This is a genomic window from Catenulispora sp. GAS73 (assembly GCF_041262085.1).
In the GTDB taxonomy this organism is placed as follows: Bacteria; Actinomycetota; Actinomycetes; order Streptomycetales; family Catenulisporaceae; genus Catenulispora.
Map to the genome: position 1 here is coordinate 105,309 of NZ_JBGCCM010000015.1, position 18,291 is coordinate 123,599.

The 18,291-nt window shown below is 68.6% G+C and carries 17 protein-coding genes, 1 tRNA gene and 1 pseudogene; 5 read left to right on the plus strand and 14 right to left on the minus strand.

The features are described 5' to 3' along the window. Genes nadC through ABH935_RS23185 form a run of 5 tightly spaced genes read right to left on the minus strand, consistent with a single transcriptional unit; the run spans position 1 to position 4,793 of the window. On the minus strand, positions 1 to 909 hold the full coding sequence (gene nadC / locus ABH935_RS23165) for a carboxylating nicotinate-nucleotide diphosphorylase (RefSeq protein ID WP_370380012.1): 909 nt from the start codon (positions 907 to 909) through the stop codon (positions 1 to 3). After that, a complete protein-coding gene (locus ABH935_RS23170; RefSeq protein ID WP_370380013.1) occupies positions 909 to 2,582 on the minus strand; it encodes an L-aspartate oxidase in 1,674 nt (557 codons plus the stop codon). The genes nadC and ABH935_RS23170 overlap by 1 nt, the downstream gene beginning before the upstream one ends. A gap of 41 nt (positions 2,583 to 2,623) precedes the next feature. Beyond that, positions 2,624 to 3,043 (minus strand): aspartate 1-decarboxylase, encoded by a 420-nt coding sequence (gene panD / locus ABH935_RS23175; protein ID WP_194916274.1) that lies wholly within the window; start codon positions 3,041 to 3,043, stop codon positions 2,624 to 2,626. Then, positions 3,043 to 3,909 carry a pantoate--beta-alanine ligase gene (gene panC, locus ABH935_RS23180; protein WP_370380014.1) on the minus strand — a complete coding sequence of 289 codons (867 nt, stop codon included), beginning with the start codon at positions 3,907 to 3,909 and terminating at the stop codon, positions 3,043 to 3,045. The genes panD and panC overlap by 1 nt, the downstream gene beginning before the upstream one ends. Beyond that, positions 3,906 to 4,793, minus strand: a complete 888-nt coding sequence (locus ABH935_RS23185; protein ID WP_370380015.1) for a Rossmann-like and DUF2520 domain-containing protein — start codon at positions 4,791 to 4,793, stop codon at positions 3,906 to 3,908. The genes panC and ABH935_RS23185 overlap by 4 nt, the downstream gene beginning before the upstream one ends. A gap of 144 nt (positions 4,794 to 4,937) precedes the next feature. On the opposite strand from ABH935_RS23185, the gene ABH935_RS23190 reads away from it, so the two are divergent. Together ABH935_RS23190 and ABH935_RS23195 are read left to right on the plus strand one after the other, a co-directional pair. Then, the gene (locus ABH935_RS23190; protein WP_370380016.1) at positions 4,938 to 6,185 is read left to right on the plus strand and encodes an aromatic acid exporter family protein; all 1,248 of its coding nucleotides are present in this window, start codon (positions 4,938 to 4,940) and stop codon (positions 6,183 to 6,185) included. A gap of 109 nt (positions 6,186 to 6,294) precedes the next feature. Continuing rightward, positions 6,295 to 7,068 carry a GNAT family N-acetyltransferase gene (locus ABH935_RS23195; protein ID WP_370380017.1) on the plus strand — a complete coding sequence of 258 codons (774 nt, stop codon included), beginning with the start codon at positions 6,295 to 6,297 and terminating at the stop codon, positions 7,066 to 7,068. A gap of 64 nt (positions 7,069 to 7,132) precedes the next feature. On the opposite strand, the gene fbaA is transcribed toward ABH935_RS23195, so the two are convergent. The 4 genes from fbaA to pyrE form a co-directional block, all read right to left on the minus strand. Continuing rightward, positions 7,133 to 8,158, minus strand: coding sequence for a class II fructose-bisphosphate aldolase (gene fbaA, locus ABH935_RS23200; protein WP_370380018.1), 1,026 nt, complete (start codon positions 8,156 to 8,158; stop codon positions 7,133 to 7,135). Between the two features lie 58 nt (positions 8,159 to 8,216). Further along, entirely contained in the window at positions 8,217 to 8,963 is a 747-nt protein-coding gene (locus ABH935_RS23205) for a DedA family protein (RefSeq protein ID WP_370380019.1), read from the minus strand. Positions 8,964 to 9,139: 176 nt separating this feature from the next. Then, positions 9,140 to 10,033 (minus strand): hypothetical protein, encoded by an 894-nt coding sequence (locus ABH935_RS23210; protein ID WP_370380020.1) that lies wholly within the window; start codon positions 10,031 to 10,033, stop codon positions 9,140 to 9,142. A gap of 165 nt (positions 10,034 to 10,198) precedes the next feature. Further along, on the minus strand, positions 10,199 to 10,768 hold the full coding sequence (gene pyrE, locus ABH935_RS23215; RefSeq protein WP_370380021.1) for an orotate phosphoribosyltransferase: 570 nt from the start codon (positions 10,766 to 10,768) through the stop codon (positions 10,199 to 10,201). A 145-nt stretch (positions 10,769 to 10,913) separates the two neighbouring features. On the opposite strand from pyrE, the gene ABH935_RS23220 reads away from it, so the two are divergent. The 3 genes from ABH935_RS23220 (at position 10,914) to ABH935_RS23230 (ending at position 13,652) form a co-directional block, all read left to right on the plus strand. Beyond that, on the plus strand, positions 10,914 to 11,768 hold the full coding sequence (locus ABH935_RS23220; RefSeq protein WP_370380130.1) for a stage 0 sporulation family protein: 855 nt from the start codon (positions 10,914 to 10,916) through the stop codon (positions 11,766 to 11,768). A 193-nt stretch (positions 11,769 to 11,961) separates the two neighbouring features. After that, positions 11,962 to 13,530 (plus strand): alpha/beta hydrolase, encoded by a 1,569-nt coding sequence (locus ABH935_RS23225; RefSeq protein WP_370380022.1) that lies wholly within the window; start codon positions 11,962 to 11,964, stop codon positions 13,528 to 13,530. A 48-nt stretch (positions 13,531 to 13,578) separates the two neighbouring features. Next, a tRNA-Thr gene (locus ABH935_RS23230) sits at positions 13,579 to 13,652 on the plus strand. Positions 13,653 to 13,850: 198 nt separating this feature from the next. Here the strand turns inward: ABH935_RS23230 and ABH935_RS23235 are convergent. The 5 genes and pseudogenes from ABH935_RS23235 to ABH935_RS23255 all read right to left on the minus strand — a co-directional run. Beyond that, positions 13,851 to 14,990: pseudogene (locus ABH935_RS23235) on the minus strand (tyrosine-type recombinase/integrase); the annotation flags it as partial. A gap of 71 nt (positions 14,991 to 15,061) precedes the next feature. Beyond that, positions 15,062 to 15,442, minus strand: a complete 381-nt coding sequence (locus ABH935_RS23240; protein WP_370380023.1) for a helix-turn-helix domain-containing protein — start codon at positions 15,440 to 15,442, stop codon at positions 15,062 to 15,064. Further along, entirely contained in the window at positions 15,393 to 17,180 is a 1,788-nt protein-coding gene (locus tag ABH935_RS23245) for an FtsK/SpoIIIE domain-containing protein (RefSeq protein WP_370380024.1), read from the minus strand. Before ABH935_RS23245 ends, ABH935_RS23240 begins: the two co-directional genes overlap by 50 nt. Next, a complete protein-coding gene (locus ABH935_RS23250; RefSeq protein WP_370380025.1) occupies positions 17,177 to 17,503 on the minus strand; it encodes a hypothetical protein in 327 nt (108 codons plus the stop codon). Before ABH935_RS23250 ends, ABH935_RS23245 begins: the two co-directional genes overlap by 4 nt. After that, positions 17,500 to 18,291 carry a DUF2637 domain-containing protein gene (locus ABH935_RS23255; protein WP_370380026.1) on the minus strand — a complete coding sequence of 264 codons (792 nt, stop codon included), beginning with the start codon at positions 18,289 to 18,291 and terminating at the stop codon, positions 17,500 to 17,502. The genes ABH935_RS23250 and ABH935_RS23255 overlap by 4 nt, the downstream gene beginning before the upstream one ends.

An 18,291-nucleotide genomic window follows, 5' to 3' on the forward strand; every position in this document is an offset into this window, starting at 1 on the left:
CTACTTCCCTTCTTCGCGGAAGTCCGAGCCGATGTCCAGGATCGGCGCCGAGTGGGTCAGCGCGCCGACCGAGAGGTAGTCGACCCCGGTCTCGGCGACGGCACGGGCCAGGTCCAGCGTCAGCCCGCCCGACGCCTCCAACCGGGTCCGGCCGTACAGCTCGTTGCGCCCGGTGATCTGCACCGCCGCGCGCATCCGCTCCGGCGTGAAGTTGTCCAGCAGGATCAGCTCGGCGCCGGCCGCGAGCACCCCGGGCAGCTGCTCCAGCGAGTCGATCTCGACCTCGATCGGCAGCCCCGGGCGCGCCTTGCGCACCGCCTCGAAGGCCTGGACGACGCCGCCAGCAGCGACCACGTGGTTGTCCTTCACCAGACCGGCGTCGGACAGCGACATGCGGTGGTTCACGCCACCGCCGCACCGCACTGCGTACTTCTCCAGAGAACGCAGTCCGGGAGTCGTCTTACGGGTGTCACGGATCTTCGCGCCGGTGCCCTCTACCGCGTCCACCCAGAGGCGGGTCTGCGTAGCGATCCCTGAGAGGTGACACAGGAGGTTCAACGCAGTGCGTTCGCCGGTAAGGAGATCCCGCGTAGCGCCGGTGACGGTGAGCAGGACAGTGCCGGGCTCCACCCGGTCGCCGTCCTTCACCACCTGCTGAATCTTCGCCGTGCCCTGCGACACGAGGTCGAACACCGCCGCGGCCACCGGAACCCCCGCGGCGACGCCCTGCGCGCGCGCCGCGAAGTCCGCGATGTTCGTCGCGTCGGCGGAGACCGTCGCCTCGGTCGTGACGTCAGGCCCGTCGGCCAGATCCTCGTCCAGAGCCATCATGATCACCGAAGCCACGTACTCCGGGTCCAGCCCACCATCGATCAGCGCCTTGGCGACGTCCGGGGACAACGAGCTCATCAGGGCTTCACTCCATTCATCTCTGCACTGCGCAGCGGCTGCTTCTCAGTGACCAGCTTCCCGGTCCCGGGATCCAAACGCGTCGCCAGACGCACCAGCCAGCGGTCCGCGCTGTCCGGGAAGTCCTCACGCCAGTGCGACCCGCGGGTCTCGTTGCGCAGAGCCGCGCCCTTCACCAGCGCGCTGGCCAGCAGGTGCAGGTTCGTCGCCTCCCACGCTTCCACGTGCGGGGCCTCGGCAGCGCGCCCGGCCAGCTGCTCCAGTTCGTCGGCGGTACGGTCCAGCGACTGCGCACTGCGCAGCACACCTGCGCCGGCCGTCATCGTGTGCTGCACCTCTGCCATCACCGACGGCTCCAGCAGAACGTCTTCCACGTCCTCGGGAGCCTCTACCGGAACCGGCGTCTCCGTCCACGGCAGACGTTTACCGAGATCCGCACCGATGCGCTCTGCGAAGACGAGTCCTTCCAACAGAGAATTGGACGCCAGCCGGTTCGCTCCGTGCACTCCGGTACAGGCGGCCTCTCCACACGCGTACAAGCGCGGGATAGAAGTACGTCCCCATATATCCGTCCGCACGCCTCCGGACGCGTAATGCTCCGCCGGAGCTACCGGAATCAGATCCTTGGCCGGGTCGATCCCGTGCTTGAGGCAGGACTCGCGGATGGTGGGGAACCGCGTACGCCAGTACTCGTCCGAGAACTCCGCGACACCCGTCCGTGCATCGAGCCACATGTGCGGCTCTCCGGTCTCGGCCATACGCCGCATGATGCCCTTGGCGACCACGTCGCGCGGCGCCAGTTCGGCCAGCGGATGCTGCCCGACCATGAAGCGGACCCCGCTGCCGTCCACCAGGTACGCGCCCTCGCCGCGGACCGCCTCGGAGATCAGCGGCTGCTGGCCGCGTGCCGCGCCGCCCAGCCACATGACAGTCGGGTGGAACTGCACGAACTCCAGGTCCGCGACCTCCGCGCCCGCGCGCAGCGCCATGGCGACGCCGTCCCCGGTCGCCACGGAGGGGTTCGTCGTGGCGTCGAAGACCTGCCCCATGCCGCCGGTGGCCAGCACCACGGCCTTGGCGTGCACCGCGCCCACGCCGTCGCGCGCGCCCTCGCCCATGACGTGCAGGGTGACGCCCGCGGCGCCGCCGTGCTCGTCCTTGAGCAGGTCCAGCACCAGCGCGTGGTCGATGACCTCGACCTCGCCGATGGTGTGCTCCAGCGCCGCGATCAGCGCGCGGGAGACCTCCTTGCCGGTGGCGTCGCCGCCGGCATGCGCGATGCGGTCGGCCAGGTGCCCGCCCTCGCGGCCCAGCGCTATGGCGCCGTCCGCGGTCTTGTCGAACTCGGCGCCGAGGGCGATCAGCCGCCGCACCGCCGCAGGGCCCTCGGTCACCAGCACCCGTACGGCGTCCTCGTCACAGACTCCCGCGCCGGCCACCAACGTGTCCTGCAGATGCGCTTCCGGACTGTCCCCGACGCCGAGCGCGGCGGCGATGCCGCCCTGCGCCCACCGCGTCGACCCGTCCTGCAGGCGCGCCTTCGTCACCAGCAGCACGCTGCCGGCCTGACGCGCCGCCAGCGCCGCCGTGATGCCGGCCACGCCGGAGCCCACCACGACCGTGTCCGCGTACGCCCGCCACCCCGGGTGGGGTGCCCTAAGCCGCTGGACCATCTCAATCGCCCCTCACGTACCAGTGGTAGACCGGTACCCCGTCAATTCGCGGTGACGTCGCCCCGGCTCAATACCTGTGAACCCGGCACCGGCTCGGCCGGATCGGCCCCGAGGGCGACGATCCGGTTCTCGGTGTCGACGTGCACCACCTTCGGCTGAAGACTACGCGCCTCCGCGTCGTCTACCTGCATGTAGGAGATCAGGATGACCAGGTCCCCGGGGTGCACCAGGCGCGCGGCGGCACCGTTGATGCCGATCACGCCGGTGCCCCGCTGCCCGGGTATGACGTAGGTCTCAAGGCGCGCGCCGTTGTCGATGTCGACGATCGCGACCTGCTCGCCGGACAGCAGGTCGGCGGCGTCCATCAGGTCCTCGTCGATCGTGACCGAGCCCACGTAGTGCAGATCGGCCTGGGTGACCGTGGCCCGGTGGATCTTGGACTTGAGCATCGTGCGGTACATCAGCGCGCTCCGGGGATGGTGAGGGTGAGGGGGAGGTTGTCGATGAGGCGGGTCGTTCCTACGCGGGCCGCTACAGCGAGCACGGCCTCTCCCGAGAACGCTGGAGACACTTCGGAGAAGTCCCGCGGGTCGACCAATGCGAGGTAGTCCACATCGATCCGGCCGGCCGCCACGGCGGGTTCCAGGACCGCGTTAGCCGCTTCCCGCACCGCGTCCGCGCCTTCTGCGGTCTTCGCCTGTCCGGCGAACAGTGCGCGCGACAGAGTGAGCGCTGTAATGCGCTCCTCAGGACTGAGGTAACGGTTCCGGCTGGACTTGGCGAGGCCGTCCTCATCGCGGACCGTGGGAACGCCGACGATCTCCACCGGCATGTTCAGGTCCAGCATCATGCGGCGCACCAGGGCGAGCTGCTGGGCATCCTTCTGTCCGAAGAACGCCATGTGCGGGTCTGTCAGGTTGAGCAGCTTGTTCACGATGGTCAGAACGCCGGTGAAGAAGCCGGGACGGAACGCACCCTCCAATACCTCTCCCATCGGCCCCGGGGTCACTTTCACGATCGGCTGTCCGCCCGGGTAGACCTCCTCCACGGCCGGCGCATAGACGACGTCTACTCCAGCCTCTGCGCAGAGCTTGAGATCGTCGTCGAGCGTCCGCGGATACCGGTCGAAGTCCTCGTTCGGGCCGAACTGGAGCGGGTTCACGAAGATGGTGGCGACGACCAGGTCGCAGTCGTGGCGGGCCTTCTTCAGAAGCTCCAGGTGACCCTCATGGAGCGCCCCCATAGTCATGACGACTCCGCGCTTCCCATTGGCGAAGCCATCCAAGAAGGGCTGAAGTTCGGCGCGGGTGTGGACGAGCGCGGTCATACGTCAGACTCCTTGTTCAGCACTCCGAGCAGGGATTCGGCCTTCTCGGCGGAGAGCATCCCGGAGGCCATGGCGCGGTCCGCGGTGAGGCGTCCCAGGGCGCGGTAGCCCCGGGCGGCCTGCGGGTCGCGCTCCGCCAGCACCTCCAGATGGGCCGCGACGGTCCCGGCGTCCCCGCGCGCCACCGGGCCGGTCAGCGCCAGGTCGCCGGAGCGCAGCGCGTTGTCCAGCGCGGCGCCGAGCAGCGGGCCGAGCATCCGACCCGGCTCCCGGACCCCGGCCGCGGCGAGCAGGTCCTCGGCCTGGGCGACCAGGGTGACCAGGTAGTTCGAGCCGTAGGCGAGGGCCGCGTGGTACAGCGGCCGCGCGGCCTCCTCGATCCATTCCGGCTCGCCGCCCATCTCCACCACCAGCGCCTCGGCGATCGGGCGGAGCGGGTCCGGGGCGGTCACCCCGAAGGAGCAGCCGGCCAGCCGCGCCACGTCCACCTCGGTGCCGGTGAAGGTCATGGCCGGGTGCAGGGCCAGCGGCAGGGCCCCGGCGCGGGTGGCCGGGTCCAGGACGGTGAAGCCGAAGCGGCCGGAGGTGTGGGCCAGTATGGTGCCCGGCTTGATCGAGCCGGTCGCGACCAGGCCCTCGATCAGGCCCGGCAGCGCGTCGTCGGGGACGGTGAGCAAAGCGAGGTCGGCGCCGGCCAGCACCTCCTGTGGCGGCAGCAGGGGTACGCCGGGCAGAAGTTTGTCGGCGCGGCGCACCGACTGCTCAGACACACCGGAAGCGGCGACCACGCGGTGGCCTGCGCGCTGCAGGGCGGCGCCGAGGGCCGAACCGACGCGGCCGGTACCGACCACGCCTACGGCCAGGCGGGACTCTGCGGAATCCATGGGCTCTCTATCTGTCAACGATCCAGTCCGCTGCGGGTACCAGTCGTATCAAAATGATGGCGGCCTCAGCGTATCCCGATGTGGGCTTCACGGTCATCATCGCGGTCGTTCTGGGAAGATCTGTATCTCTGCCACAATCTCCCCATGCCACGCTCCACGGACTCCATCAGCGAGTTCACCAGGGAGTTGCTCGGCCGTGGCCACACCACGCTGCGCTCGGGGATCGAGCACTCGGTGCGGGCCTTCCGGCTGCACGGCGTGCGGCACTGGTTCAACCGCGAGCGCGACGCCTTCATACAAACGCTCAAGACCGCCCTGGCCTGCGCCGTGGCCTGGGAGATCGCCAAGCGTGTGATCTATCACGGCCATCCGCAGTTCCACGCGGTCCTGGCGCCGGTGGCCGTCCTGATCACCATGCAGGTGACCATCTACCAGACCTTCCGCCGCGGCCTCCAACAGGTCGCGGCGGTGCTCCTGGGTGTCTTCGCGGCCCTGGCGCTCGGCCGGTTCGTGGACCTGACCTGGTTCACGCTGTCGGCCCTGGTGATCGTCGCGTTGATGATCGGTCGGACCCTGCGCCTGGGGACCCAGGTCAACCAGGTCGCGACCACCTCGCTGCTGGTCTACAGCCTGGGCCGCGGCTACGGCGTCGAGCGCATCTGGGACACGCTGGTCGGCGCCGCGGTCGGCGTCGTCGCGAACGCGCTGGTCGCGCCGCCGACGTACAGCGACACCGCGGCCAAGGACCTGGCCGACCTGGCGGACGACCTGGCGCAGCTCTGCAGAGACGTCTCCAAAGCGCTGGGTTCCGAGTGGTCCGCCGCGGACTCGAAGAAGTGGCTGGAGCGCTCCCGCGCGCTGCGCGGCGACAGCTCGGACGCCGAGGACATCGCCGACCAGGCCGAGGAGGCCGTCCGCTACCACCCCCGGCGCTCGGCCCTGGAGCCGGAGGTCAACCGCGTCGACCAGGCGGCGATCTGCCTCAGCCACGTCTCCTCGCAACTCAACAGCCTGCTGCGGGGCCTGAACGACCTGGCCAACGGCGCCCGCGGACTGCCGGCGAGCACCGAGGTCCCCGAGGCCCTGGCGATACTGCTGCTGGACGTCGGCCGCGCCCTGAACCGCTTCGGCCGGCTGCAGATCCCGGACCGGGACAGCCGCCAGGTGTTGGAGGAGCTGAAGGTCATCATCACGGCCGCCGCGGACCATCAGCTCTCGGCTATAGAGGACATGCTCCCTATAGGAGCGTTCGCCGTAGAGAAGTGGTCTGTGCACGGCTCGCTGCTCGATGAGGTGCGGCGCATGCTCTACGAACTCGATCCGGTAGACGGACCGCATGCGCTCGCCATCCCTGCGATCCTGCCCGCGCCGGTACCCAGCTCGTCCACATAAGCGGTTCGCCGCGTATAGGTCTTCTGCGTAGAGGCTCTACGCAGAGGTCTCCAGGAGTGGGTCGTCTATACCGCGCACACTCCTGCGGAATCTGGGGATGATGCGCGGTATGACTTTCCTGGACCAGACCGACCGGACCACCCTGGCCGCCGCGCGGCTGTTCGCCGGCCACGAGGACGGCACCGTCGTCGGCGAAGACGCGGGGATGCTGATGGTGGCGTCAGTGCGTCCCTTCCTGCGGTCGCTGTTCTACAGCTCCGCACGGCGGTTCGATCGCGCGGTGCCGGCGGAGAAGGCGATCGCGGCGGTCCGGTCCTTCGGCGCCGAGCACGGCCAGCAACTGAACCTGTGGGCATCGGTCGAGGGCGACGCGGACCTCATAGCGGCCGCCGAGGCCGCCGGTATGAGCCAAGGTATCGAGCTGGAAGACATGGGGATCGCCTCCGCACCGGCCATCCCGACGCCCGGCCCGGAGATCGAACTCGCGGAGGTCCGCGACCCGGAGGAGGCGGACGCCTTCGCCGAGGTGCACCGCGCACTCCGCATGGAGGCGGAGCAGGACCCGGAGACGGTGTCGCACTTCGCGTCGCACGGAGTTCTGCTCGACCCGCACGTCCATGCGTTCGTCGCCTACCTGGAGCGGGAACCGGCCGCATGCGCCTTGGCACTCCGGCACGAGGACTCCGCGGGGCTGTACTGGGTCGCTACTAAGACGTCCGCACGTAACCGCGGACTGGGAGCTCTGGTCTCCGCCGCCGCTGTCGACGGCGCCTTCCAGGCCGGAGCGAAGAGCGCGACGCTGACTGCCACCGCTCTCGGCGCACCGGTGTACCGGCGGCTGGGGTTCGAGCGGGTCTCGGGACGCGTGCGGTATTCGTTCTAGAGACAGAAAAGCGGGGCCAACTCCTTCTTCAAGGAGTTGGCCCCGTAGTTCGCTATCCAGAGGACTACTTGAGCTTCGTCCCCACAGAGCGCAGGTCCGTGCACGCCTCGACGACGCGCGCGGCCATGTTCGTCTCCGCCGACTTGCCGTAGGTGCGCGGGTCGTAGGTCTTCTTGTTGCCGACCTCGCCGTCGACCTTCAGGACGCCGTCGTAGTTCTTGAACATGTGGTCGGCGATCGGCCGGGTGAACGCGTACTGCGTGTCGGTGTCGATGTTCATCTTCACCACGCCGTAGTCCAGGGCCTCGCGGATCTCCTCCAGGGTGGAGCCGGAGCCGCCGTGGAAGACCAGCTCGAACGGCTTGTCGCCGTGGCCGGGGTGCTTGGCCGCGACCGCGTCCTGCAGGTCCTTCAGGATCGCCGGGCGGAGCTTGACGTTGCCCGGCTTGTAGACGCCGTGGACGTTGCCGAAGGTGGCCGCCAGCAGGTAGGCGCCCTTCTCGCCGAGGCCGATCGCGTCGACGGTCTTCAGCGCGTCCTCGGGGGTGGTGTAGAGCTTGTCGTTGATCTCGTTGGCGACACCGTCCTCCTCGCCGCCGACGACACCGATCTCCAGCTCCATGATGATGTTCGCCGCGGCGCACTTGGCGAGCAGCTCCTGCGCGATCTGCAGGTTCTCGTCCAGCGGCACCGCCGAGCCGTCCCACATGTGGGACTGGAACAGCGGCTGCTTCCCGGCCTTCACCCGTTCGGTGGAGACCTCGATCAGCGGCCGCATGAAGCCGTCGAGCTTGTCCTTCGGGCAGTGGTCTGTGTGCAGGGCCACCGTGATGTCGTAGCGCGCGGCGACCACGTGGGCGAACTCCGCCAGCGCCACCGAGCCGACGACCATGTCCTTCACCGAGCCGGACAGGTACTCCGCGCCGCCGGTGGAGATCTGGATGATGCCGTCGCTCTCGGCCTCGGCGAAGCCCCGCAGAGCGGCGTTCAGCGTCTGGGAGGAGGTCACGTTGATCGCGGGGTAGGCGAACCGGCCGGCCTTGGCCCGGTCCAGCATCTCGCGGTAGACCTCAGGGGTCGCGATAGCCATCGCTGTTGTCTCCTTGGGTGGGACGGTCGCACTCGGATTAGCGCTGCTGGGGCGCAGTTTACCGGCTGCGGTGGCGACCGCTCGAAGCGACCGAATCCTGGTCGGGCGCCGAGTATCCGGAGGGCCCGGCGGCCTTGGCCTTCTTCTGCTTGCGCCACTCGAAGAAGATCGGCAGCAGCGACAGCAGCACGATGACCAGAGTGATCGGGATGATGTACTTGTCGACCTTGCTCGGGCTGATCGCCTTGGAGGCCAGACGCCCCAGCAGCAGCACGCCGTCGGCCCAGATGATCCCGCCGACCAGGTTCGCCATGAAGAACTTCTTGGCGGGCATCTCCAGGACGCCGGCGACCGGGTTCATGAAGGTGCGCACGACCGGGATGAAGCGCGCCAGCACCACGGCCTTGGTCTCGCCGTACTGGTTGAACACCTCCTCGGCCTTGGCGACGTGCTCGCGCTTGAACAGCCGGCTGTCCGGCTTGTCGAACAGCGGCCTGCCGAAGCGGGCGCCGAGGTAGTGGCCGAGTTGGGCGCCGGCCACGGCGCAGATCGGCACGGCCACCAACAGCAGCGGCAGTGACAGGTGGTGGGTGTTGGTCACGCCCGGGGTCTGCTTGCCCGACAGCGTGAGCAGGCCGGCGATGAACAGCAGCGAGTCGCCGGGCAGGACGAAACCGATCATCAGACCGGTCTCGGCGAAGATGATCGCGCAGACGCCGAGCACGGCGAAGTTGCCGAGCGCGTTGATCCAGTCCGTCGCGGAGATCGGATTGAAGGCCAGGAAGTGGGCCAGAGATGAGGTCACAGGTCGAGGCTACCTTGTCATTACTACAGCGTGTGGCAGTTGGGCCGATCCAAACGGTTCCCGCCCCTGGTCGGGCCGGGACACGAGCAGCGACATGAGCCGTTTCGACCAGGTTGTCGGATCGAGCCGGATCGAGCCGGATCGACGCGGCGCGGGCGGGGGGCCGCCGGCGCCGGTCAGCTCGTCTGGTGGAGCGAGCCCACCATACCCAGCAGCGCCGAGTCGTACTGCGGGTTCGCCGACACCACCGTGGCCACCGTGAAGGTGGCGGGCGCGGCGGCGCCGGGCGCGGCGTTGAGCTTCCACAGCATCGGCTGCACGCCGGGACCGGTGTCGCAGGTCACCGCCCACTCGTGGTACTCGGCCGTGGCCGGTGTGGCCTGTCCGGGCTGGGCCGCCAGCTCGTACTTGTCGGAAAAACGCAGAAGCATCGACGCCTTCACCATGTCGGTGCTGCTCCCCGAGGTGGCCGCCGGGCAGACGATGTCCGAGGCCGAGGACACCGCGGTCGGCCACCAGCCGGTGTCCTTGGCCGCGGTGCTCAGCGGCCAGGTGGCCGCCGTGGCGTCGGTCTTGAGGTAGAGCGCGTCCACGCCGCACGGCAGGGCCGCCGCGCTGGTCGCGGGCGCAGGAGCCGGGCGGCTGCTCAGCGTCACGCAGGCGGAGGTCTTCGACGTCGAGGTGAACTGCCAGCCGGAGGTCACGGTGACGCTGAGCGTGCCGATGCTCTGCGGGGTGCCCGCGGTCGACGCCTCCTGCATCGGCGCGGTCGAGCCGTTGACGGGCCCGCTGGAGCTGCCGCCGCCGCTGGCCGGACCGGTGGCGGTGGTGCTGGAACTCGACGGCAGCTGCGCGCCCGCGAAAACGCCGCCGGCCAGCGCGGCGGCAACGGTGACGGGCACCCACATCCGGCGCCACGACCACCAGGACTCGCGCCGAGCCCGCACCCCCGCCGTGTGCTCGTTCGGCGGGATGCCAGGCCTGAGCGTGGAATGCGTGACGAGTTCACTGCGCGCCTGAAGGGCGGCACGCAGCCTCGTCTCGATCTCTAGCTCGTCCTGCTGTTCCACAGCCCGCACCCCAAAGTCTTGACACCTGATTAGGTTCTGGCAGGTAGACGCGCGAACCACCACGCTGGTTGCGTCCGATTCACGGTCAAGAACGCGGGCCCCTCGCGGCGCCCGTTTTTTGTTGCCCTACACGCCGAGATCTCGATCAAACATCAAGAATCTTTCTCAAACATGAAGATCCCCCAGCGTGTAGACGGTGTAGTACGGCAGTCCCTCCGCGGCGATCGCCTCGGCGGCACCGGTGGCGCGGTCCACGATCGTAGCCACTGCCACCACTTCCGCACCGGCTTCCCTTAGAGCGCGCACGGCTTCCAGCGGAGACCCGCCGGTCGTGGAGGTGTCCTCGACCGCGAGCACGCGGCGGCCGGCCACCTCCGGGCCCTCGATGCGGCGCTGCATGCCGTGCGCCTTGGCGGCCTTGCGGACCACGAAGGCGTCCAGCGCGCGGCCACCGGCGGCCGAGGCGTGCAGCATCGCGGTGGCGACGGGGTCCGCCCCCATGGTCAGCCCGCCGACCGCGTCGAAGTCCAGGTCCGCCGTGAGCTCCAGCATCGCGGTGCCGACCAGCGGCGCCGCGGTCCCGTCCAGGGTGATCCGCCGCAGGTCCAGGTACCAGTCGGCCTTCAGCCCGGAGGACAGCGTCACCTCGCCGCGCACCACCGCCTTGGCCTGGATCTCCTTCAGGAGGGCGTCACGGGCTGCGGAGGGCTGGGCTACGACCGGTGCGTTGGACATGTACCCAAGGGTAGCCAACCCGGCGCCGCCGCCGATCGCCTTCCTCAGCCTCTCGCCTCGGGCCGAGTACTGCGCTTAGGCTCGACCGGGTGAACGTCGTGCCCGTGCCGTGTGCTGTCGGCTGTTTGGAGAACCGTCCGTGGCGATGATCTGTGCCGTCAGCTTCACCCGCTACGGCCGTCTGTATTACTACGCGCCAGGGCCCATCACCCCGCGTGTGGGCGACAAGGTGCTGGTCCCCACGACCGCCGGGCCGGAGGTCGCGGAGTGCATCTGGGCCCCGCAGTGGGTCGACACATATGAGGACGCGGAGATCGGCGGACTTGACGAGCTCGTCGGCTTCGCCACGCCGGACGACCTGGCGCGCGACGAGCGCAGCCGGGAGCGGCGGGCCCGCGCCCGGGTGGTCGCGAAGCGGCAGATCCGCGAGCAGGGGCTGCCGATGAAGGTGGTCGGCGTCGACTTCGTGGAGTCGGAGAAGCAGATCACCGTGTACTTCTCCGCTCCGCAGTACGTCGACTTCCGCGAACTGGTGCGAACACTCGCGCGAGAGTTGGACGCTCGCATTGAGCTTCGTCAGCTGGGCGCTCGCGACGAGGCGCGGATCCAGGGCGGGATCGGACCTTGTGGACGGGACACGTGCTGCTCGACGTTCCTTAAGGACTTCGAGCCTGTGTCGGTGCGCATGGCGAAGGACCAGGACCTGCCGGTTAATCCGCTGAAGATCTCCGGGGCCTGCGGGCGGCTCATGTGCTGTCTCAAGTATGAGCACCCGCTCTATGTGGAGACCAAGGCTAAGGCTCCCGCGCGCGGAGAGAAGGTACTGACGCCGGAGGGGCCGGGGCGGGTCGTCGGGCTGAACGTGCCGTCGGAGACCGTGAAGGTGCGGCTCGACGAGACCGGACGGACCTGCTCTTGTTCTCTGGCCTCGGTCTGCGGGTCTCGTCAGGACTATGAGACTTCCCGTAAGGACGGCTCTATGCGTTGGGACGCGGAGTGAACATCCAACCCTGATCTCTCTGCTCCGGTCCTCCGTACTCCTCAGGTACTCCTCCCGGCTGTGACATGGTGTGGAATCGGACGTTTCTGGATAGCTAGTCACAAACGATGACCGCGCCGCAGGAGGAGAACTGCCCGTGAATCCCAGTCCGACAGTACGGCGGGCCTTAGCGGTGGCGACCGCGGGGCTTCTCTTGACCACTGGGTGCGGCGGGAGTTCGCACGCGGCGCAGAAGCCTTCGACCCCCGGCGGACGCGGCGCCTCGGGCGGCGCGACCTCGGCGGGCGCGCATGGAGGCGCGGCGCTGGCGAACGCCGACATGGTCCCCGCGGACCTGCAGCAGTTCTACGACCAGAAGCCGACCTGGGCGCCCTGCGCGACGGACAGCAGCCTGCCCGGCTGGACGTGCGCGAAGATCACGGTGCCGCTGGACTACTCGGACCCCTCGAAGGGGACGACGTACATCATGGCGACCCGCAAGGCCGCCACCGGGCCGGCGGGCCAGCGGGTGGGTTCGCTGCTGCTGAACCCCGGCGGGCCCGGCGGCGCGGGCATCGCCTACGCGCAGGACCCGAACGTGGTGACGAAGAACGTGGCGGCGCACTACGACATCGTCGGCTTCGACCCCCGCGGCGTCGGCCAGTCGGACCCGGTGCGCTGCCTGTCGGATGACACCGCGGCGATGGACGAGTTCGTCCAGGCGGACCCGATGCCCCGCACCGACGCGCAGGTGGCGGAGGTCGCGAAGGAGTCGCAGGCGATCGGCAAGGCGTGCGAGCAGAAGTCGGGCCGCATCCTGCCCTACGTCGGCACCCCCAACGCCGCCCGCGACATGGACGTCCTGCGCGCGGTCCTGGGCGACGCCAAGCTCTACTACCTGGGCAAGTCCTACGGCACCTACCTGGGAGCGGTCTACGCGGGCCTGTTCCCCCAGAACACCGGCCGACTGGTCCTGGACGGCGCCATCGACCCGACCCTGACCGCCAAGCAGATGAACATCGCCCAGGCCCAGGGCTTCGAGAAGCTGATCCGCGAATTCGCCGCCGACTGCGTCACCCAGACCGGCTGCCCCCTCGGCACCGACAGCGGCACAGCGGTGAACAAGCTCATGACCTACCTGCAGTCCCTCCAGGACCACCCGGTCCCCACCCACGACGGCAGCCGCAAGGTGAACTACGGCCTCGCCCTCACAGCAGTCCTCCAGGTGATGTACGTCCCCCAGTACTGGAGCGACCTCCGCGACGCCCTGAATGCCGCCATGAACGGCGACGGCACCCGCCTCCTCCAGTGGGCGGACCTCTACAACGACCGCACCAGCGGCACCTACGACAATCAGACAGACGCCAACATCGCCATCAACTGCCTGGACCGCCCCGACCCCGACGCGGAGAACGCCCAGCAGATCGAGAACAAAGAGGTCCCGGACTACAAGTCCCAAGCCCCCCTCCTCGGCGAAATGCTGGCCTGGGCCGACCTCTCCTGCGCCACCTGGCCGGTCAAACCCCAAACCCAGCCGGCCCCCATCACCGCCGCAGGCAGCGCCCCCATCCTCGTCGTAGGCACCAAGGACGACCCCGCCACCCCCTACCCCTGGGCCCAGGGCCTGGCCAAACAACTCCAAAACGGCCACCTCCTCACCTTCAACGGAAGCGGCCACACCGCCTACACCCGAGGCTCCCAATGCATCGACAACGCCGTAGACGCCTACCTCATCCAAGGCACCGTCCCCCCCGCAGGGATCACTTGTGACGTCGGCGCCTAGCGTCAGGTACACTCGTGCACCGGCCCGCGGTGCATGCTGACGGGCCGGGCCTCCTTAGCTCAGTCGGCCAGAGCGACGCACTCGTAATGCGTAGGTCGTCGGTTCGATTCCGACAGGAGGCTCTTCTCTGGCCAGGGCGTCCCTTCGTTTTTGGGGCGCCTTTGGTGTTTTCTGGTTGCACTGTTGGTTGCAGTAGGGGCCGGACGGTCTCCCCACAGTCCTTGACCCATGCGCGCGGCTGCGTCGCGCAGTAGCGGGTTACTCGCGTGCGCGTAGCGCATGGTCACTCTGAGGTCAGAGTGACCGAGGACAGCCATGACGACTCGGACGTCTACGCCATACTCGACGAGCAGCGTCGCGGCCGTGTGGCGGCCGTCATGGACTCGAACATCTCGCACATTTGCCTCCGCGAGAATGTCCTTCCACTCTTCCCAGTCATCTCGCGGATCGATTGGGCTTCCGTCCGGCCGACTGAACACGAGATCCCGGTCTTCCCACTCCTTGCCGGCCGCGAATCGCTCTCGAAGTTGCGCCTTGCGGTGCGCTTCCAGAATGGGAACGAGTTGCGGCGGGAGCGGGACGGTCCGCTTGCTCTTGCCCTTCGGCTCGCGGAAGACGAGTCCACCACCCACGCGCTTCGAACAGACTCGTGCGTGTTCAGTGCAGTCGGGCGCACACGCCTTCGGGCAGCCGAGGTGACTCGGCTTCGCGCAGCCCGCCGCACACTTCGCCCTGTGCTGATGACGCTGACAGCCCTTCGGGCACGGCGCCTTGTGAAGGCGCTCCCCGCACTTGTGCGGGTCGTCGCAACCGTGGCGCCACGTCGTCCGCTGAATCTGCCACCAGACGCGGACTTCCATCGTGTCGAGATCGACGTACTTCCAGCGGAGCCCGAGAGCTTCACCCTGGCGGAGCCCCAGAGCGAGCCCCACCGACCAGCGAGCGCCGTTTGGACGGTCCGCCGCCACTTCGAGGACATCGCGCGTCTCGTCCTCGCTTAGCGGCTCTATCTCGATCTCTCTCACGGTCGGTGAGTCCATCAGGGTCGCGATGTTCCGAGCGACGAGGTTCCGCCGCTCGGCAATCTTCAGCGCTCTGGAGATGATCCGATGAACCTTGAGGATCGTGCTCTCCGCCTTCCCGGCCTCGTGCATCCACGCGTACAGCGCGTCGAGGTGTTCCGGCTGGAGCTTGTCGAGACGATGCTTCCCGAGACCGGGGATGATCCACGTCTTCGCCTTCGACCAGTAGTCGTCGTACGACCGGGGCGCGAGGCTTCGCACCGCGATCGTGGTGAGGTACGTGGTGATCCACTGCTCGACGGTCGGCGCCTTGCCCTTCCCAAGAACACGGCCGGCGTCACGCTTCTTCTCTAGGTCATCGATCTTCCGTTGAACCTCGGACGCGGTACGCCCTCGACGGTGCCGCCGGTCCGGTGATCCGTCAGGCTTGACCCCCATCGTGACGTAGCTGTGAAAGTCCCCGTCCGCTCCCTTGTAGATCGTCGGACGGCCGTTCGGTTGTCGCTTGCTCACTGGTCCTCCTCCTTGCTTCTGAGTCGGTCGATGTACGCGCGGAGTTCGTCGGCGGGGATCTTGCGACTCCTGCCGATGTGAATGGAATCGATCTCGCCTGAGTCGAGGAGTTCATAGATCTTGGTCCTACTGATGCGGAGAGCTGACGCGGCTTCGTAGATCGTGTAGACGAGTGGTTCGGTGCTGCTCGTGTTCGTGGGTGCCACCTCCCTTCGAGAGTTGGCCCGAACGTCGGGTTGTCCGCGCGAACGTCCGTCCGTCGTCCGTCCGCGCGCTGAACGGCGCAGACGCGCGCGAGGCTCCGGACGTCCGCGCGGACGCGGACGTTCAGGCGGCTGGATGCTGGCGGTTGGGCCCGGTCGCGCGCCAGCGGCCACGGGCGACCTGTTCGGCGCGATCGGCGAGGGCGTGAACTTGGAGACGGTCGTAGATCCATGTGCGACCCATTCCGGTGATCATCATGAGTTCGGGGACGGAGTGACCCTCATCGGGTGCTTCGGCCAGTGCGGTCCAGAGCGCCGTTTCAGGGCCGGTGGGGTCGTCGACGAGTTCAGCGTCAACGACCTCGTTCGCGTCGTCGAGCGGCGCACCAAGAGCGCTTGCGGACGGCTCGTCCAGCGACGGCCGTAGCGGCGCGCAGCGACTTGCCTCGCGTTCCACATCGTCATCCGTGACAAGGAACGCACGGGCACGCTTCGGGTGATCGTGGCCTTCGGCAGAGATGAGGAACTTGCCCGGCGCGTCCAGGGTGTGAGCGAGCCAGCCGGCGGCGAGCATGCCTTGTCCGAGGATCAGATCCGCGTCGCGGCGCTCGCGGACGCGGAGACAGATCCTGACGTCCATCTGGGAGCGGACGGCGCCGTTGCCCATCGCTTGCTGTGTCGGTCGTTGTGTGGCCGCAAGCATCGTCGCGGCGACGGCCCGCCCGCGCCTTGCGAGCGAATCAGCGGCCTCCGCCGCGCCGGGCGCGTTCTCGACGAGTTCGGCGTACTCGTCGACGACGATGACGAGCGCCGGATGTTCCGGCGACGGCTCCCAGACACGCGCGGACCCCTTGCCCATGGCGTGTGCGCGTGCCTCAACGACGCGCACAGCGTCACGCAGCATCGCGGCGGCTTCGGCCGGCGTCGTGGCGAGCCGGTCAAGGCAGGATGCCCAAGGCCACAGCTCCATCCCGCCTTTAAGGTCGATCCCCCACAGCACGACGTCGGGACAGGCCGCGAGGTTCGCCAGGATGACGTTAAGAACGCCGCTCTTGCCCGAGCCGACTACTCCCCCGACGAGCCCGTTACGCCGCAGGATGGACACCTGTACGGGAGTCCCATCCTCGAAGACTCCGAGCGTGAGCCGGTCGGCGACGCTACGGATGGACGGACCTGACCACGGGATCGCAGTTGCATGCGGATCCTCGGCGAGGACACGCAGAACGCATCGGCCGGCATGTGCGGGGTCCGGCTCGACGCGGACCGCGCCCGCTCGCGTACCGAGACCGGACTCGATGGCGGGAACGTGCGCGATGACGTCGGCGACGGTCTGTCCCGGCCGAAGCGACAGCCGCGCACGCCATCCCCAGATGTCGACGACAGCCGACATGATGTGCGATCCAGCGATCCCGATCATCTCGGCGATGTTGGGCCACGCCTGGATACTGCGGTCCACGGTGACTCGCATACGGCGGCGTCGGTGCGTCCACCACGGCAGCGCAGCCGCGAGCGCGCAGACGCCGAGGATCGTCGGGAGAGGGTCACGCCACGGCCCCACCCTCGTCGCAACAGCGAGCCAGAGACCCGCGAACCCTGTCGTGACCGCCGCATACAGGCGCTCGCTGGTCCGATCCAGTCGGAACGGAAAGCCTGTCGTCGCGATGACCGCGACGAGGACGCCGGTCAGGCCCAGGATGTACGCCGTCCACCCGGCATGCTTGATGTGCATGAAGGCGGCGGCGAGGAACATTGCGGCCGACGTTGTCAGCGGCGCGAGTTCGGAGCGGTAGCGGAAAAGCGCTCGTCCGATCGCCGCGACGGCGTCACCAATCAGGTTGCCGTCCGCCACGATCATGAGCGGTGCGGCGTTGCGGTTGCGCAGGCGCCGGTGGCGCCGGCTGTATGCCCTCATTGGCCGCCTCCCACGTCGTCGACGACCGGCGCGACGTCGACAGGCCAATGCACGGCCACCTCGTCGCGCAGGTAGGTCAGCGGATCGGACTCGCTGTCGTCGATGGCGGCGAGGGTGGCGCGCGCGGCGGCGAGCAGGTTCGCGGTGTCGGTGCGGGCGCGCGTGAGCAGGGTCAGGGCGCGGTCGAGTTCGGCGAGCAGGACGGGGATGTCTGCGATCGCGGTCCACATCGCGATAGGCGTGCGGTACCGCAGGGCCGTGCGGAAGTGAGTGCGGACTGCCTCCTGGTCCAGGGTCGGGAGTGGTGCTTGCTGGTTCTTCATGCGGTGATCTGCGCCTCCTCTCGGTTGGTGCTCTCGGATTCGGTCTCGGCACGCGCGTCCCCGAACTCCGTACTTTCGGCGGCAAGCCGGCGACGGAGTTCGGTCGCGCGTGGTCCGGCGATGCTCAGGGCGACGCGGAGCGCGTCGCGGGTGATGGGACGGCCGTTGTGCGCAGCGCGGTACTTCGCGTCTGCCTCGCGCGCAGCGGCCATGGCTTCGTCCTCGGTCCGGTACTTCGAGCGCCGACGCGCGCCGTTCCCAGGACGAGCCTTGCGGCGGGGGTTGGGTCCGTCCTTCGGTCCGGACTCGTCGGCGTCGGGTGTCCGCTCGGACTCTCCGCCAGGACCGGACTCCGTCCCGTCCTCGTCGTCGACGAGAGTCCGGAGCGCGTGAAGGTGCGCCGTGAGTCCGAGGACGGCCGCCGGTACGGCACCGACGAGGACGATGACAGGGAACGTGACCCGGACAAGTCCGACCGTCGCTGCGTGGTACGTCGCATTCCCCGCGATGCTCGCGGCGATCGCGCCTACCGCGTTGGCTCGCGCGAAGCGCCGTGCCCGTCTGGCCCGCGTCGTCGACGCGAGCCAGACGCGCGCTGACGTCATCGCGTACGTGTCGAGCGTGACCGGCAACAGCCACGAGAGCCGCGTAGGCCAGCCGGCATCGATCGCGAGCCCACGAAGCCCCGTGAAGCTGGCCACGGCGGCCGTCGCAGCGGTCACGGCGATACCGATGACGACCCATGGGTCACGGGTCGGCCGGCTCGCAGTCGTGGAAACCGTACGCAC